The organism is Tessaracoccus zhenghani (assembly GCF_054552775.1).
On record NZ_CM137275.1, the window covers coordinates 573,787 to 590,220 of the forward strand.

A 16,434-nucleotide genomic window follows, 5' to 3' on the forward strand; every position below is an offset into this window, starting at 1 on the left:
ACCATTATCAACAGCGCTGGGCGGTGAGTCAAACGGTACGGTGGCACCATGCTCGCCATCAGTCGCTTCTCCTCACCCGGCCCGTCCTTTGCCGCGGACGCCGCCGGCGCCGTCGAGTGGTGGTCCCAGCGGCCTGGCTGCCTCAGCATGGACCTGGTGCAGAACCTCGACGAACCTGAGTTGTGGGCACTGGTCTCGCGGTGGGAATCGGTGGGTGCCTACCGCCGCTCCTTCAACGGTTTCGACGCCAAGATGCTGCTCACGCCGCTGCTGTCGCGGGCGCTGGACGAGCCCAGCGCGTACCTGCCGCCCGATGAACTGGGCGAGAACGTCCCCAGGGGCCTCTGACTTTTCGGCGGACCGGCGGGGCGCGGTTAGACTGGTCCGTCGCCGATCCCGAGGACCCCCACCACATGACCGTCAACGCCGCACCCCTCCGCCTGCATGCGCCCAGCAACCCCGACGCCGTCGTCGTCGAGTTGCCGGTGGTGCTGGCGCCGATGGCCGGTGTGACCAACGCGGCCTACCGGCAACTGTGCCGGGAGCAGGGTGCGGGCCTGTACGTCTGCGAGATGATCACCTCCCGCGGTCTGGTCGTCGGTGACCAGAAGACCCGCGACATGCTGCAGTTCGACCCCGGGGAGACCACGCGCTCCGTTCAGCTCTACGGGGTGGACGCAGACGCCATGGCCGGCGCCGCGCGCGTCCTGATCCGTGAGCACAGCGTGGACCACATCGACCTCAACTTCGGCTGCCCCGTGCCCAAGGTGACCCGGAAGGGCGGCGGCGGAGTGCTGCCGTACAAGCGCGACCGCCTCCGTGCCATCGTCCGCGAAACAGTCAGGGCCGCGGACGAATTCGGCGTGCCGGTGACCATCAAGACGCGCATCGGCATCGATGAGGACCACGAGACCTTCCTCGATGCGGGCCGCATCGCGCAGGAAGAGGGCGCGGCCGCCATCGCCCTGCACGGGCGCACGGTGCAGCAGGCGTACTCGGGCGAGGCCGACTGGGCGCGCATCAAGGAACTCGTCGATGAGGTCGACATCCCCGTGCTGGGCAACGGCGACATCTGGGAGGCCGAGGACGCCCTGCGCATGATGGCCGAGACGGGCTGCGACGGCGTGGTCATCGGCCGCGGCTGCCTGGGGCGGCCCTGGCTCTTCGGCGACTTGGCGGCCGCGTTCCGCGGCGAGGGCCGGCGACTGCGTCCCTCGTTGGGCGAGGTGGGCCAGATGCTCCTGCGGCACGCCGAACTGCTCACGCGGGTGATGGGTCCCCGCGGCATCGTCGATCTGCGCAAGCACATGGCGTGGTACTTCAAGGGCTATCCGGTGGGCGAGCTGCGCCGCCGGTTCGCCATGGTGTCCTCGATGGCGGAACTCGAAGAACTGGTCGGGATGCTGGACGCCGGTGCGGAGTTCCCGGTGGCCGAACTCGGCACCCCGCGTGGGCGCCAGGGATCACCCCGGGGCAAGGTCGTGCTCCCGCACGGTTGGTATGACGACACCTCGGGTTGCGACCTTGATCTGTCCGAGGCGGAACTGGACGTTTCAGGCGGTTAGTCCCACCCCCGGTGAGCCCGCACGGGCGTCTTCTGTAGGTTTGACGCACCCGGCCCTCCTCCAGGGGGCTCTGGACATGGAGGTGCCCATGCAGGAGTACGCCACCATCACGATCGACGGTGCCGAGCACCGGCTGCCGATCGTCACCGGATCCGAGGGGGAGCGCGCGATCGACATCGCGCACCTCAGGCAGGACACCGGCCTCATCACCCTGGACCCGGGTTACGCGAACACCGGCTCGGCGCAGTCGGCCATCACCTTCATCGACGGGGAGAAGGGCATCCTGCGTTACCGCGGCGTGCCGATCGAAGACCTGGCCGAGCGCTCGAGCTTCATCGAGACCGCCGAACTGCTGATCTTCGGCGAACTCCCCGACGAGGAGGAACGCGCCACCTTCCGAACGCTGCTCACGGAGAACTCCGCGCTGCACCGCGACATGCGCAAGCACTTCGACGGATTCCCGGTCAACGCGCACCCGATGAGCATCCTGTCGTCCATGATCAACGCCCTGCAGGCCCACGACATGCCGGAGCACGGCTTCACCACCGGCAACGGTTTCCGTGAGGCGGCCGCGAGCCTGCTCGCGAAGACCCGCACCATCGCCGCCGCGTCCTACAAGTCGCACGTCGGCCAGCCCATCGCCTACCCCCGCTACGATCTGCCGTACGCGGAGAACTTCCTCCACATGATGTTCTCCGTGCCGTACCGCGACTACGAGCCCACCCCCGAAGTGGCCCACGCCCTCAACATGTTCCTCGTCCTGCACGCGGACCACGAGCAGAACTGCTCGACGTCGACGGTCCGCATGGTGGCCTCGTCCGGCGCGAACCTGTACGCCGCCGTCTCCGCCGGCGTGAACGCGCTCTGGGGCCCGCTGCACGGCGGCGCCAACATGGGCGTGATCGACATGTTGGAGCAGATCAACGAGGGGTCCTGGACGGCCAAGCAGTACGTCGACCGCGCCAAGGACAAGAAGTCCGGCATCAAACTCATGGGCTTCGGGCATCGGGTCTACCGCAACTTCGACCCGCGGGCCAAGATCCTCAAGGAGGCCGCGGACAAGCTCCTCGACGCCATGCACATCGACGACCCCCTGTTGGACATCGCCCGGGAGGTGGAACAGGCGGCGCTGACCGACGACTACTTCGCCTCCCGCAGGCTGTACCCGAACGTCGACTTCTACTCCGGCATCATCCTGCGTGCCATCGGCATCCCGGTGGACATGTTCACCGTGCTGTTCGCCATCGGACGCACGCCAGGGTGGATCGCGCACTGGAAGGAAGTCACCGACGACGCCAAGCAGCGGATCTACCGGCCCCGGCAGGTCTACGTCGGCCCCCAGCTGTCGCAGTGGGTGCCGCGCAACGAGCGCTGATCGGTCGGCTGCCCACCAGGCCCGTTAGGCTGGGGGCCGATGAACGAGATCCTGCCCCGCACGAAGCTCTGGGCGCACACGATGCGCGGCCACGGCGACGACGTGATCACCGCGCACAGCTCGTCGTCGGCCCGCATCAGCGCCCGGCCGCCGCGTGAGCGTGCCCAGCGGGAAGAACTGGAACGCGCGCTCTATGCGCCGGAGGCGACCTTCGCGTCCGGCGCCGGGAACCGCGCCCGGGCGGAGGCGCCGGACCGGATGCGCACCTGCTTCGAGCGCGACCGCGACCGCATCGTGCATTCAGCCGCCTTCCGCAGGCTGGCGGGGAAGACGCAGGTGGTGGTCTACCCGACGGATCACCAGCGCACGCGCCTCACGCACGCCATCGAGGTGGCTCAGTGCGCCATCGCCATGGCCCGCGGGATCGGCGTCAACGTGACGTTGACGGACGCGATCGCGCTCGGCCACGACTGTGGGCACGGGCCGGGGGGACACGCCTCAGAGGACGCCTTCGACGAGTTCATCGCCACCGGCTACGACCACGGGCCCTGGGGCGCCGACGTGGTGCTCGAACCCCTCAACCTGACGTTGGAGACGCTCGACGGCATCCGCAACCATTCCTGGTCCCGCCCGGCGCCCTCCACCATCGAGGGGGAGATCGTCAGTTGGGCCGACCGGATCGCCTACTGCGCCCACGATCTCGAGGACGCCGTCTACGCCGGCATCGTCGACCTCGCGGACCTGCCTCCCGTGATCCGTGACGTGGTGGGCACCACCCGCCGCGAGCAGTTGGCCACGTTCATCAACGCGGTGATCGTGACCACGGGCGAGACCGGCACCGTCGGCATGGATGCGACGACGGCCGAGGCCCTCGCCGAACTGCGGCGGTTCAACTACGAACGGATCTACACGCGGCCCGAGTCCGTGGCGCAGTCCAGCACGGTCGTGGCCGTGTTGCGCGACCTTGTGAACTTCTATCTGGAGAACCCGCGGGCCTTGCCGCAGGAGTACCACGGGGACGACCTCGTGCGCGGCGCCGTCGCCTATGTGGGCGGGATGACGGACCGGTTCGCCTTCGAGCAGGCGCAGCGTCGCCTTGGCTGGGACCCGTCCAGGTTGCCCCGGGGCATCGGCCGCGGAGCCTGACCCGGTAAGCGTCCGGTCAGGCGTGCAGCTTGACGGCGAGGTCCGGCGGCAGGAGCCACGTCCTGGTCGACAGCCAGCGCGCGGCCACCGCAGTGCACACCTGGCCGGCGTTGATGCCCACGAGCACCAGCAGTTGGGCCGCGGCGGCGTCCCAGGCGGAACCGCCGCCGAGCAGCACGCCGATGTAGGCGCCGGGCAGCGTCACCAGTCCCACCGTCCGGGTCTGGTCCAGCGAGGGGATGAGCGCCTCATGGAGCGTGGGGGAGACGACGTTGCGGATGGCCCTTCCCCGCTCCACCCCGAGCGCCAGCCAGGCCTCGTACTCATCGTGGCGGTTACGCAGCTCCGCGAAGTTCCGGCGGCCCGCCAGCGTGTGCGCGGTCATCATGTTGCCCACCATGATTCCCGCGATCGGCACGATCGACGGGCCGGTCAGGGGCGCAGTGCCGGTGGCGAAGATGATCGTCAGGACGGGCACGGCGCCTGCCGCCATTGCGACGGCCACCGCAAGGTGCCCCCGGAGCCCCTTGATGTCGGTGCGCTGCGCCGTGGTGAGGACGCCGACGATGAACATGACGAACACGAAGGCGAAGGCCAGCGCCCAGTGGGAGAGCGCGAAACCGACGAGGAACGAGACAAGCAACAGCTGCACGGCCGCGCGCAGGGCGACCCAGGGGATGGTGCGCCACACGGACACACGGCCCCACAGCGCCACCCCGGCTCCCAGCGCCACGAGCAGCACCAGGCCGACGGCCAACGGCCAGCCGATTGCGATCTCCATCCAGCCTCCGATCCACCCGAACTCTATCGCTGCCGGGTTGCGGCTAGAGTTGCGGAGTGGCTGGCCGGATCAATGAGGAGGACATCGCAACCGTCCGGGAACGGGCTCGGATCGACGATGTGATTCGCGACTACGTCATGCTCCGCAACGCCGGCTCCGGTTCCTTCAAGGGCCTGTGCCCCTTCCACGACGAGAAGACCCCCAGCTTCACCGTCACACCGGCACGCGGTTTCTACTACTGCTTCGGTTGCGGCGAGGGCGGCGACGTCATCAACTTCCTGATGCGCCAGCAGAACCTCGGGTTCCAGGAATCCGTCCAGATGCTCGCAGACCGCTTCGGCGTCGACCTCCGCATCGAGGACGATGGCGTCCCGGGCCAGCCGCCCGGTCTCCGCAAGCGGGTGCTCGAGGCCAATGAAGCCGCGCAGGAGTTCTTCGCCGACCAGTTGGAGTCGGCAGAAGCGGTGGAGGCCCGCCGCTTCCTACACGGCCGCGACTTCGACCGCGCCGTCGCCCAGCGCTTCACCGTCGGCTACGCCCCTCGGCACGGCTGGGCGTTGCACCAGACCCTCAAGGCCAAGGGCTTCACCGACGACGTGCTGAAGACCGCGGGTCTGATCCGCGACGGGGGCCGGGACTTCTTCACCGGTCGCGTCCTCTGGCCCATCCGCGATTCCGCCCAGGCCGTGCTCGGCTTCGGTGCCCGGCGCATCTACGACGACGACCGCCTTCCGGCCAAGTACATCAACACCCCGGAGTCCCCTGTCTACAAGAAGTCGCACGTCCTGTACGGCCTCGACCTGGCGCGCCGCGAGATCGGCCGCAAACAGCAGGCCGTGATCGTCGAGGGCTACACCGACGTGATGGCCGCCCACCTGGCCGGCGTGGAGACCGCCATCGCCTCGTGCGGCACGGCCTTCGGCGACGACCACGCGCGCCTGCTGCAGCGGCTGATGGGCACGCAGGGCGGCCTGCACGGCGAGGTCATCTTCACCTTCGACGGCGACAAGGCGGGCCAGGCGGCTGCGCTCAAGGTCTTCAAGGGCGACCAGAACTTCATCTCCCAGACCTACGTCGCCGTCGAACCCACCGGCCTCGACCCCTGCGACCTGCGGCTGCAGCAGGGCGAGGCGGCCGTCCGCGAGCTCGTGGCGCGACGCATCCCGCTGTACCAGTTCGTGATGAACAACATCGCGAAGAGCTACGACCTGGACAGGGCCGACGGCAGGCTGGCGGCGGCACGGGAAGGCGCCGAACTCATCAGCGCGATCCGCGACCAGTCGCTGGTCAACCAGTACCTCCGTGAGCTGGCCGGGGTGCTGGGCATGGACGTCGACGACGTGCGCCGCGAAGCCGGCCGCTTCGGCCGCCGCAATGCCGGTGCGCCGGTTGAACCCCCGCCGCCCCCGGCGCCTGAGGAGCGCGCCGCCGAGCCCGGCTGGCCCAATCCGAACGACCCGCATCTGCGGCTCGAACGCGATTCGCTGAAGCTGATGCTGCAACACCCCGTCACTTTCGACACGGCCTGGAACTCCGTGGTGGAGGAGGATTTCACGCACCCCGGGTACCGCGCCGTCTTCCGGCTGCTGTCCGGGGTGGAGTACGGCGAGAACTGGTCAGACCGCGTCCGCGCGGCGGCCCCCAATGAGCTGGTGGCCCAACTGGTGGTCGCGCTGCTTGTGGAACCCCTGTTCCGGGAGCCCGACGAAAGTTATTCACTGGCGCACACTGCACAGTTGCAACTCACCCGGGTGACGCGCGAGATCGCCGACGTGAAGTCGAAGCTGCAGCGGACCGACCCGGTCAAGGACCCGACGGGGCACCGCTCGCAGTTCGCACACCTGACCCAGTTGGAGATGAAACGCAAACAACTACAGCATGTAGGACTAGCCTGACAGCAGGCAGTTGCAGGCAAATTCTTGCAATCGCTCAACGCATCTGCGTATTATCTTGACGTCGAGACAATGTGGTCTCGCCGACCTTCAGGAGAACGATGTCCCAAGGCCGAACAACCGAACCCTCCCCGATCCAGAACAACAGCCGTGAGGTCTTCCTGGAAGTGGCCCGCTCCCAGCGGTTCCAGCAGCTGCGCTCGCGCTTCCGCAACTTCGCCTTCCCGATGACCATCGCCGGGCTGGCCTCGTACTTCACCTTCGTGGTGCTGTCCATCTTCGCCGTTGACTTCATGTCCTCGCCGTTCCTCGGCCTCGAGGGCGTCAACGTCGGGTTGGTGATCGGCTTCTTCCAGTTCGCCCTCGTGTGGGTCTGGACGGCCATCTACGTCAACTACGCCAACACGAAGCTGGATCCGGTCTCGGCTGAGCTCAAGCAGGAACTCATCGAGAAGGGGGCGGTGTGATGCTGCTCGAGACCCAGTACGGCAACCCCTGGATCAACATCGCCGTGTTCGCCGTGTTCGTCCTGGCGACGCTCACCGTCGTCATCGTCGTCAGCCGCCAGAAGACCAAGGCGACCGACTTCTACACCGGCGGCGCCAAGTTCTCCGGCCGGCAGAACGGACTCGCCATCACAGGCGACTACCTCTCGGCCGCGGCCTTCCTCGGCGTGACCGGAGCCATCGCGCTCTACGGTTACGACGGCTTCCTGTATTCGGTGGGCTTCTTCGTCGCGCTGCTCCTGGCGCTGTACCTCGTGGCGGAGCCGATGCGCAACACGGGCAAGTACACCATGGCCGACGTGCTCAGCTTCCGCATGGAACAGAAGCCCATCCGGACCGCCGCCGCCACGTCCACCCTGATCATCTCGCTGGTCTACCTGCTGGCGCAGATGGCCGGCGCGGGTGGCCTCGTGGCGCTGCTGCTGGGGGTCACCGACAAGTCCATGCAGGGCGTCGTCATCGGTCTGGTGGGCGTGCTCATGGTCGGTTACGTGCTGATCGGCGGGATGAAGGGCACCACCTGGGTGCAGATGATCAAGGCCGTGCTGCTGGTCACGGGCGCCGCCATCATGACCTTCCTGGTGCTCATGGGCGACGGGTTCAACTTCGACAAGCTGGCCATGGCGGCAGACGCGGCGGCCAACAACGACCTGCTCGCCCCCATGCAGCAGTACGGCACGTCCATTTGGACCAAACTGTCGTTCCTGTCGCTGTCCATCGCGCTGATCGCCGGCCCTTCGGGCCTGCCGCACGTGCTGATGCGCTTCTACACCGTGCCGACGGCGAAGGAGGCCCGCCGCTCGGCGGTCTGGGCCATCATCCTGGTGGGCATCTTCTTCCTGTTCACCCTCGTCCTCGGCCTCGGCGCGGCCAAGCTCGTGGGGCAGGACGCGATCATGGCCGCCCCCGGCGCCCAGAACTCCGCGGCCCCGTTGCTGGCGCTCAACCTCGGTGGCGAGGTCTTCATGGGCATCATCTCCGGCGTGGCCTTCGCCACCATCCTCGCGGTGGTCGCGGGGCTCACCATCACGGCGTCCGCGTCGTTCGCCCATGATGTGTACAACAACATCATCAAGGACGGTAAGGCTGATCCCGCCCAGGAGGTGAAGGTCGCGCGCTACACCTCCGTGGTGGTGGGCTTCCTCGCCATCCTCGGTGGCATCGTCGCCAACGGCCAGAACATCGCCTTCCTCATCTCGCTGGCGTTCGCCGTGGCGGCCTCCGCGAACCTGCCGTCGATCCTGTACACCCTGTACTGGAAGCGGTTCAACACTCGCGGGTCCGTCTGGTCGATCTACACGGGACTCATCTCCGCGACCGTGCTGATCGTCTTCTCCCCGGCCATCTCCGGCTCCAAGACGGCGATGCTGGGGGAGGCGATCGACTTCGCCTGGTTCCCGCTGACGAACCCTGCTCTGGTCAGCGTGCCGCTGGCCTTCCTGGCGGGCTATCTGGGCACGATCTCGTCGCCCACACGCGGTGACGACGAGTTCGCCATCGAGATGGAGGTCCGCTCCATGACCGGCGCCGGTGCCGGCGAGGCCATCTCGCACTGAGGCCACGCCCTCACCCGACGGCGGCGGCCGCCTCACTGTAGGCGGCCGCCGCCGTCGTGCGTTCCCCGGCCAAGAGGAGGCGGGCGGCCTCCAGCGCCTCCCGCTCCCACCGGCTGACCGTGGAGGGGGAGGCCTGCATGATCTGCGCAATCTCCGCCAGCGTGCGGGCCTGCCCCGTGAGCCCGAAGCGCAACTGCAGGAGCCGGCGATGCCGGGGCACCAGGAGGGCCAGGAAATCCAGCCCCTGCCCGTGGCCCGGCTCGTAGCTCAGGTGCGCAAGCCCGGTGCTTTCCAGCGCGACGTCGAGACTGACGTGCCGGATGCGACCTCTGCGGGCGGCGGTGGGGGACAGGCCCATCGCGGTCACGACAGTGTCTACAGCGGATTCGGAGTCGTCAAGCCCACGGGCGTCCATGGCACGGATCGCCATGCGCGCGGCCCGTCTGTCCGCCCGGCTGACGGTGGGCCGGCCGATCCAATGGCGGCCCCCGTCGGCCAGCTCCCGCATGAGGTACTCGTGGACGAAGGTGGAGAACCTGATCCCGCGGGCGTGGTCGTAGCGGCGGATCGCCTCGCCCACCGCCACGCAACCGTCCTGGAACAGTTCGTCCTCGGGCAGGCCGGACAGATAGGCGGTACGACGGGCGTATTTGAGGGCCATCCGGATCCCCACCCACGCGAACCGTTCGGCGGCCCGCCGCCCCAGCGCCACCACCGCCGGCAGCCGGGGATCACGCCTGCCCTCCGCGATCAGGTGGTGCGCATACAGGCCGGCCTCGACGGCCCTGGCCAGCTGGGCGTCCTCGCCCGTGGCGAGCATGACATGGGGGAGATCGAGCTCTGGGATCTTCATGTCGCCCACCCTGCCGAGCAGGCGGGCCGCGGTGGCGATCGGGGAGGGGGATGTGGACAACGCGCAACGGACAACACTTCTTTTCCACAGGGCACAATGGGCCCATGGCGTTCTTCAAGCGGCCCACCCGCGTCGACTTCTCAGGCCTTGCGGCCGTCCTGGGCAGGCAGCCCCACGTCCTGGCCCACGGCATCGGCGACGGCGACGTCGTCCTCGCGATCACGCGGGAGGAACTGGCGCTGCGCCGCGAGGGGCAGTGGCAGGTGTGGCGGTGGGAACTGGTGGCGGGCGGCTCCTGGAACGGCGAGTCGGGCACGTTCACATGGCGCACGATGGACGGCGAACGCTTCGAGGCGGCGCTGACCGAGGAGAACCGCGTGCCGGAGGCCTTCCGGGAGCGGGTGCTGGCGTCGACGCTGGTCCAGTCCGTGGTGGACGCCAGGCCGCGCGGGCAGGTACAGGTCGTCGGCCGGCGCAGCCTTTCCGCTGACCCGCAGACGCACTGGTACGCGGTGCCCTCGGGTGGTGCGGACCTGAATGACCCGGTCACCCGCGAGACCGTGGTGGCAGAGACGGACAGGCTGCGCACCGAGTACTTCTAGCCGCTGAGGGGCGGCGGCGGGCTCTTTTCGTTTCGGTCGCGTTACAAGCTTTTTAAGCTCTTTCGTATGGTGCTGGATTGCGTTGCGCCGGATCAGCGGCGGACTTACTGTTCTTTCCGGCCACCGGGCACCTGGTGGTGTCACGCCCTCAAACCAGGAGGATCCGCCATGACGAGACGTGTGTTCCCACAGCGCGAGAAGGTCGGCCTCTACGATCCGGTCAACGAGCACGACGCGTGCGGCGTGGCCTTCGTGGCCCATCTCGACGGGGTGGCGCGCCACGACATCGTCGCGAAGGGCCTGGAAGCACTCCGGAACCTGGACCACCGCGGCGCGACCGGTGCCGACACGGCGGCGGGCGACGGCGCCGGCATCCTCATCCAGGTGCCGGACGCGTTCCTGCGCGGCGTGCTCGACGTCAAGCTGCCCGACGCGGGGGAGTACGCCGTCGGCCTGGCGTTCCTGCCCACCGACGAGGCGGAGCGTGCCGCCGCCAAGGAGGCCATCGGGGCCATCGCCGAGGAGGTGGACCTCGACGTGCTCGCCTGGCGCGAGGTGCCCGTCGACACCCACACGTTGTCGCCCATCTCCGTGGGCGCGATGCCGCACTTCGAGCAGTTGGTGGTCGCGGGCCGGGAAGACCAGTCGGGCATCGACCTCGACAGGTTCACGTTCGTCCTGCGCCGTCGCGTGCAGCACGAGGTGGGCGTCTACTTCGCGTCGCTGTCGTCGCGCACGCTCGTCTACAAGGGCATGCTGACCACGGACCAACTCGAAGAGGTCTTCCCCGAGTTGCACGACGACCGGGTCGCTTCGGCGCTGGCGCTGGTGCACTCACGCTTCTCCACCAACACCTTCCCCGCCTGGGAACTGGCCCATCCCTACCGGATGATCGCCCACAACGGCGAGATCAACACCGTCCGCGGCAACCGCAACTGGATGCGGGCCCGCGAAGCCCTCCTCACCAGCGACAAGATCCCCGGCTCGCTGTCCAGGCTGTTTCCGATCTGCACCCCCGAAGGCTCCGACTCCGCCTCCTTCGACGAGGTGCTGGAACTCCTGCACCTGGGCGGCCGGTCACTGCCGCACGCCGTCCTCATGATGATTCCCGAGGCCTGGGAGTCGCACGCGGAGATGGACCCGGACCGCCGCGCGTTCTACGAGTTCCACTCCATGATCATGGAGCCCTGGGACGGCCCCGCCTGTATGACCTTCACCGACGGCTCCGTCATCGGCGCGTGCCTCGACCGCAACGGGCTGCGCCCCGGCCGGTACTGGGAGACCCGCGACGGGCTGGTCGTCTTCGCCTCGGAGGCCGGCGTGTTGCCCATCGCGCACGCCGACGTGGTGCGCAAGGGCCGGCTGCAGCCGGGCCGCATGCTGCTCGTGGACCTGGACCGGCACGCCATCGTCTCCGACGACGACGTGAAGGGCGCGCTCGCCGCCGAGCACCCCTACCGCCAGTGGGTGGCCGACAACAAGATCGAGCTCGACAAGCTGCCGAGCCGCGCGCACATCGTGCACTCGCACGCCTCGGTCACGCGCCGACAGCAGGTGTTCGGCTACTCCCACGAGGAACTGCGCTCGATCATCGCTCCCATGGCGAACACCGGCGTCGAGGCGATCGGCTCGATGGGCACCGACGCGCCCATCGCGGTGCTCAGCCAGCGGCCCCGGCTGATCTTCGACTACTTCAAGCAACTCTTCGCCCAGGTCACCAACCCGCCGCTCGACGCGATCCGCGAGGAGCTGGTCACCTCCCTCACGGCGAAGATCGGACCCGAGCGCAACCTGCTCGAGCCCGTGCCGGCGGCCGCCCGCATGATCATCATGAACCGGCCCATCCTCGACTCGGAGCAGCTGGCCAAGATCGTGCGCCTCGGCCGAGACGGCGACCTCCCCGGCTACGCCACCCACGTCGTACACGGGCTCTACAAGGTGACCGGCGGTGGCCGCGCGCTGGCCCGCAAGCTGGAGGAGATCTGCGACGAGGTGTCCGCAGCCATCCGCGGCGGCGCCCGCGCCATCGTCCTGTCGGACCGCCATTCGACGGCGGAGCTGGCGCCCATCCCGTCGCTGCTGCTGACCGCGGCCGTCCACCACCACCTCGTCCGCGAGAAGACCCGCACACAGGTGGGGCTCGTGGTCGAGGCCGGCGACGTGCGCGAGGTGCACCACGTTGCGCTGCTGCTCGGCTACGGCGCCGCGGCGGTCAACCCGTACCTCGTCTTCGAAACGGCCGAAGACCTCGCGCGCCGCGAGATCTACGTCGACGTCAGCCCCGAGAAGGCCATCGCCAACGTGGCCAAGGCCCTCTCCAAGGGCGTGCTCAAGGTGATGAGCAAGATGGGCGTGAGCACCATCGCCTCCTACACCGGCGCGCAGATCTTCGAATGCGTCGGCCTCAGCGAGCAGGTCGTCGAGCGGTACTTCACCGGCACCACCAGCCGCCTCGGCGGGTTGGGGCTGGACGAGGTCGCCGATGAGATCATGGCCCGCCACCAGCTGGGCTACCCGGCCGACGGCATCCCCCTGGCCCACCGCGACCTCCTCGTGGGCGGCGAATACCAGTGGCGCCGCGAGGGCGAACCCCACCTGTTCGACCCGGAGACGGTCTTCCGCCTCCAGCACTCGACGCAGTCCGGCGACTACAACGCGTTCAAGAAGTACTCGGCGCTCGTCAACGACAACTCCGCACGCATCATGACGCTGCGCTCGCTCATGGAGTTCACCGGTACCGAGCCGATCAGCATCGACGAGGTGGAGCCGGTCAGCTCGATCGTGAAGCGGTTCTCCACCGGCGCGATGAGCTACGGCTCCATCTCGATGGAGGCCCACCAGACCCTCGCCGTCGCGATGAACCGGCTGGGCGCGAAGTCCAACACCGGCGAGGGCGGCGAGGACCCGGAGCGGCTGCACGACCCGCTGCGCCGCTCCGCGATCAAGCAGGTCGCCTCCGGCCGCTTCGGCGTCACCTCCGAGTACCTCACCTACGCCGACGACATCCAGATCAAGATGGCGCAGGGCGCCAAGCCCGGCGAAGGTGGCCAGCTGCCCGGCAACAAGGTCTATCCCTGGGTGGCCCGCACGCGGCACTCGACGCCGGGCGTCGGCCTCATCTCGCCGCCGCCGCACCACGACATCTACTCGATCGAGGACCTCAAGCAGCTCATCCACGACCTGAAGTGCGCCAACCCGTCGGCCCGCATCCACGTGAAGCTGGTCTCCGAGATCGGCGTGGGCACGGTGGCCGCCGGTGTCAGCAAGGCCAAGGCCGACGTCGTGCTCATCTCGGGCCACGACGGCGGCACGGGAGCGGCCCCGCTCACGTCGGTCAAGCATGCCGGCGCCCCGTGGGAGCTCGGCCTCGCCGAGACACAGCAGACGCTGCTCCTCAACGGCCTGCGGGACCGCATCGTCGTGCAGTGCGACGGCCAGCTCAAGACCGGCCGGGACGTGCTCGTGGCCGCGCTGCTGGGCGCCGAGGAGTTCGGCTTCGCCACCGCGCCCCTGGTGGTGTCCGGCTGCGTCATGATGCGCGTGTGCCACAAGGACACCTGCCCCGTGGGCGTGGCGACGCAGAACCCCGAACTGCGCGGGAAGTTCCACGGCGACCCTGACCATGTCGTCAACTTCTTCGAGTTCATCGCCCAGGAGGTGCGCGAACTGCTCGCGTCGCTGGGCCTGCGCTCGATCGAGGAGGCGGTTGGCCGCGTCGACCTGCTCGACGTCAGCCGTGCCGTCGGGCACTGGAAGACACAGGGCCTTGACCTGTCGCCCATCCTCGCGCAGATCGACGTGCCCGAGGGCACCCGCCGCTACCGCACCGTCGAGCAGGACCACGGCCTCGATGCCAAGCTGGATGTGGAACTGATCCGCCTGGCGGAACCGGCCCTCACCCACGGGGAACTGGTGCGCCACACGCTGCCGGTGCGCAACGTGGACCGGACGGTGGGCACCATGCTGGGCCACCACGTCACGCGGGTCACCGACGGCGTCGGTCTGGAGCCGGGCACCATCGACTTCACCCTCACCGGCACCGGTGGCCAGAGCTTCGGGGCGTTCCTGCCCCGGGGGGTCACCCTGCGTCTCATCGGCGACTCCAACGACTACTTCGGCAAGGGCCTGTCCGGCGGTCGTCTGATCGTCACCCCGCCGTCGGAGGTGTCGTTCGACCCGGCTGACCAGATCGTCGCCGGCAACGTGATCGGCTACGGCGCCACGTCCGGGCAGCTGTTCCTGCGGGGCCGGGTGGGCGAGCGCTTCTGCGTGCGCAACTCCGGGGCCAGCGCCGTCGTCGAGGGCGTGGGCGACCACGGCTGCGAATACATGACCGGCGGTGAGGTGCTGGTGCTCGGCCCCACCGGGCGCAACTTCGCCGCAGGCATGTCCGGCGGTGTCGCCTGGGTGCTCGACCTCAACCCGCTCCGGCTCAACACCGAGCTGGTCGACCCCGCCCCGCTCAGCCACGCCGACCTCGCCCGGATCCGCGCGCTCATGGAGGAACACCGCCAGGAGACCGGCTCCACCGTGGCCGACGCGCTGCTCGCGCTGAGCGACGACGGGTTGAGCCGCCGCTTCACCAAGCTGGAACCGCGCGACTACGCACGCATCATGGCCGTCCAGGCGCAATCCCTGGCCGACGGCCTCGACGAGAACCAGACCACCGAGCTGATGATGGAGGCCGCACATGGCTGATCCCAAGGGTTTCATGACCACTCCGCGCGAGGTCGCCGCCCGCCGCCCCGTCGAGGAGCGCGTGCACGATTGGAAAGAGGTCTACCCCGGTACGCCCGGGCGCGCGCTGCTGCCCATCATCACCAAGCAGGCCGGCCGGTGCATGGACTGCGGCATCCCGTTCTGCCACAACGGGTGCCCGTTGGGCAACCTCATCCCCGAGTGGAACGACCTGGTGTGGCGCGACGAGTGGCAGCCGGCGCTGGAGCGTCTGCACGCCACGAACAACTTCCCGGAGTTCACCGGGCGGCTGTGTCCCGCGCCCTGCGAAACGGCCTGTGTGGTGGGCATCAACCGCGACGCCGTGACGATCAAGAACGTCGAGGTCGCGATCATCGACAAGGCGTGGGACGACTCGCGCGTCGTGCCGCAGCAGCCCGAGTGGCACACCGCCAAGACGGTCGCCGTCGTCGGCTCGGGGCCCGCGGGTCTGGCGGCCGCTCAGCAGCTGACCAGGGCCGGGCACACCGTCGTCGTGTACGAGCGGGCCGACGCCATCGGCGGGCTGCTGCGCTACGGGATTCCGGAGTTCAAGCTGGAGAAGTCGGTGGTCACCCGCCGCCTGAAGCAGATGGTGCTCGAGGGTACGCAGTTCAAGACCGGCGTTGAGATCGGCGTCGACATCACCGGCGCGGAGCTCCGGGAGCAGTACGAGGCCGTGGTCCTGGCCATCGGGGCCACCGCGGCCCGCGACCTGCCCGTGCCCGGCCGCGAACTGGCCGGCATCCACCAGGCGATGGAGTTCCTGCCGCAGGCCAACCGGGCCGCGCTGGGCGAGAGCGTCGATGGCCAGATCACGGCGGAGGGCCGCGACGTCGTCATCATCGGCGGCGGCGACACCGGAGCGGACTGCCTCGGCACCTCCATCCGCCAGGGGGCGCGCTCCATCACCCAGCTGGAGATCATGCCGATGCCGCCGGAGGTCCGGCCCGCCGGCCAGCCCTGGCCGACGTATCCCATGACCTTCAAGGTCTCGTCGGCGCACGAGGAGGGCGGCGACCGCATGTACGCCGTCTCCACCCTGCAGTTCGTCGGCGACGACGACGGCCGGGTCGCAGGGCTGGACATCGTCGAGGTGCGCTTCGACGCCGGCCGCTTCGAACCCGTCGAGGGGACTGAACGGCACATCCCCGCTCAGCTCGTGCTGCTGGCCATGGGCTTCACCGGCCCGGAGCAGACGGGCCTGGTGCAGGAACTCGGCCTGGAGCTCGACCCGCGCGGCAACATCCTGCGCGACGAGGACTTCGCTACGAACGTGCCCGGCGTTTTCGCCTGTGGCGACGCCGGCCGTGGCCAGTCGCTGATCGTCTGGGCGATCGCCGAGGGCCGCTCCTGCGCCATGGGCGTCGACCAGTACCTGAGTGGCTCGTCCAAGCTTCCCAGGCCCATCGGACCGGAGGTGCGGCAACTCCTCGTGTGAC

The 16,434-nt window shown here is 68.8% G+C and carries 12 protein-coding genes; 10 read left to right on the forward strand and 2 right to left on the reverse strand.

All coding sequences use genetic code 11. The features are described from left to right. Positions 1-48 precede the first annotated feature (48 nt). The 4 genes from ACX1DX_RS02785 (at position 49) to ACX1DX_RS02800 (ending at position 4,086) form a co-directional block, all read left to right on the forward strand. Positions 49-348, forward strand: a complete 300-nt coding sequence (locus tag ACX1DX_RS02785; RefSeq protein ID WP_182764729.1) for an antibiotic biosynthesis monooxygenase family protein — start codon at positions 49-51, stop codon at positions 346-348. Between the two features lie 65 nt (positions 349-413). After that, a complete protein-coding gene (dusB, locus tag ACX1DX_RS02790) occupies positions 414-1,565 on the forward strand; it encodes a tRNA dihydrouridine synthase DusB (RefSeq protein ID WP_459397589.1) in 1,152 nt (383 codons plus the stop codon). A 76-nt stretch (positions 1,566-1,641) separates the two neighbouring features. Continuing rightward, the gene (locus ACX1DX_RS02795; protein ID WP_459397590.1) at positions 1,642-2,940 is read left to right on the forward strand and encodes a citrate synthase; all 1,299 of its coding nucleotides are present in this window, start codon (positions 1,642-1,644) and stop codon (positions 2,938-2,940) included. A gap of 39 nt (positions 2,941-2,979) precedes the next feature. Next, positions 2,980-4,086: an HD domain-containing protein gene (locus ACX1DX_RS02800; protein ID WP_459397591.1), complete on the forward strand. Its 1,107-nt coding sequence runs from the start codon at positions 2,980-2,982 to the stop codon at positions 4,084-4,086. A 16-nt stretch (positions 4,087-4,102) separates the two neighbouring features. Here ACX1DX_RS02800 and ACX1DX_RS02805 read toward each other — a convergent pair whose 3' ends face one another. Continuing rightward, on the reverse strand, positions 4,103-4,867 hold the full coding sequence (locus tag ACX1DX_RS02805) for an ABC transporter permease (RefSeq protein WP_459397592.1): 765 nt from the start codon (positions 4,865-4,867) through the stop codon (positions 4,103-4,105). A 56-nt stretch (positions 4,868-4,923) separates the two neighbouring features. Here ACX1DX_RS02805 and dnaG point away from each other — a divergent pair, with 56 nt between their 5' ends. From dnaG to ACX1DX_RS02820, 3 genes are all read left to right on the forward strand, one after another. Beyond that, positions 4,924-6,762 (forward strand): DNA primase, encoded by a 1,839-nt coding sequence (gene dnaG / locus ACX1DX_RS02810; RefSeq protein ID WP_076059047.1) that lies wholly within the window; start codon positions 4,924-4,926, stop codon positions 6,760-6,762. 98 nt (positions 6,763-6,860) lie between these two features. Next, positions 6,861-7,226, forward strand: a complete 366-nt coding sequence (locus ACX1DX_RS02815; protein ID WP_076059045.1) for a DUF485 domain-containing protein — start codon at positions 6,861-6,863, stop codon at positions 7,224-7,226. Further along, complete coding sequence (locus ACX1DX_RS02820) at positions 7,226-8,821, forward strand: monocarboxylic acid transporter (RefSeq protein ID WP_459397593.1); 1,596 nt, start codon at positions 7,226-7,228, stop codon at positions 8,819-8,821. The genes ACX1DX_RS02815 and ACX1DX_RS02820 overlap by 1 nt, the downstream gene beginning before the upstream one ends. A gap of 10 nt (positions 8,822-8,831) precedes the next feature. Here ACX1DX_RS02820 and ACX1DX_RS02825 read toward each other — a convergent pair whose 3' ends face one another. Continuing rightward, positions 8,832-9,674 (reverse strand): sigma-70 family RNA polymerase sigma factor, encoded by an 843-nt coding sequence (locus tag ACX1DX_RS02825; protein ID WP_182764721.1) that lies wholly within the window; start codon positions 9,672-9,674, stop codon positions 8,832-8,834. Between the two features lie 104 nt (positions 9,675-9,778). Here ACX1DX_RS02825 and ACX1DX_RS02830 point away from each other — a divergent pair, with 104 nt between their 5' ends. The 3 genes from ACX1DX_RS02830 (at position 9,779) to gltD (ending at position 16,433) form a co-directional block, all read left to right on the forward strand. Next, positions 9,779-10,276: a hypothetical protein gene (locus ACX1DX_RS02830; protein WP_459397594.1), complete on the forward strand. Its 498-nt coding sequence runs from the start codon at positions 9,779-9,781 to the stop codon at positions 10,274-10,276. A gap of 168 nt (positions 10,277-10,444) precedes the next feature. Continuing rightward, complete coding sequence (gltB, locus tag ACX1DX_RS02835) at positions 10,445-14,974, forward strand: glutamate synthase large subunit (RefSeq protein ID WP_459397595.1); 4,530 nt, start codon at positions 10,445-10,447, stop codon at positions 14,972-14,974. Next, positions 14,967-16,433 (forward strand): glutamate synthase subunit beta, encoded by a 1,467-nt coding sequence (gene gltD / locus ACX1DX_RS02840; RefSeq protein WP_182764718.1) that lies wholly within the window; start codon positions 14,967-14,969, stop codon positions 16,431-16,433. The genes gltB and gltD overlap by 8 nt, the downstream gene beginning before the upstream one ends. Position 16,434: the final 1 nt, after the last annotated feature.

Coding starts and splice junctions, on each gene's coding strand:
- ACX1DX_RS02785 (WP_182764729.1), top strand. CDS start 49: ATGCTCGCCATCAGTCGCTTCTCCTCACCCGGCCCGTCCTTTGCCGCG.
- dusB (WP_459397589.1), top strand. CDS start 414: ATGACCGTCAACGCCGCACCCCTCCGCCTGCATGCGCCCAGCAACCCC.
- ACX1DX_RS02795 (WP_459397590.1), top strand. CDS start 1,642: ATGGAGGTGCCCATGCAGGAGTACGCCACCATCACGATCGACGGTGCC.
- ACX1DX_RS02800 (WP_459397591.1), top strand. CDS start 2,980: ATGAACGAGATCCTGCCCCGCACGAAGCTCTGGGCGCACACGATGCGC.
- ACX1DX_RS02805 (WP_459397592.1), bottom strand. CDS start 4,867: ATGGAGATCGCAATCGGCTGGCCGTTGGCCGTCGGCCTGGTGCTGCTC.
- ACX1DX_RS02815 (WP_076059045.1), top strand. CDS start 6,861: ATGTCCCAAGGCCGAACAACCGAACCCTCCCCGATCCAGAACAACAGC.
- ACX1DX_RS02820 (WP_459397593.1), top strand. CDS start 7,226: ATGCTGCTCGAGACCCAGTACGGCAACCCCTGGATCAACATCGCCGTG.
- ACX1DX_RS02825 (WP_182764721.1), bottom strand. CDS start 9,674: ATGAAGATCCCAGAGCTCGATCTCCCCCATGTCATGCTCGCCACGGGC.
- ACX1DX_RS02830 (WP_459397594.1), top strand. CDS start 9,779: ATGGCGTTCTTCAAGCGGCCCACCCGCGTCGACTTCTCAGGCCTTGCG.
- gltB (WP_459397595.1), top strand. CDS start 10,445: ATGACGAGACGTGTGTTCCCACAGCGCGAGAAGGTCGGCCTCTACGAT.
- gltD (WP_182764718.1), top strand. CDS start 14,967: ATGGCTGATCCCAAGGGTTTCATGACCACTCCGCGCGAGGTCGCCGCC.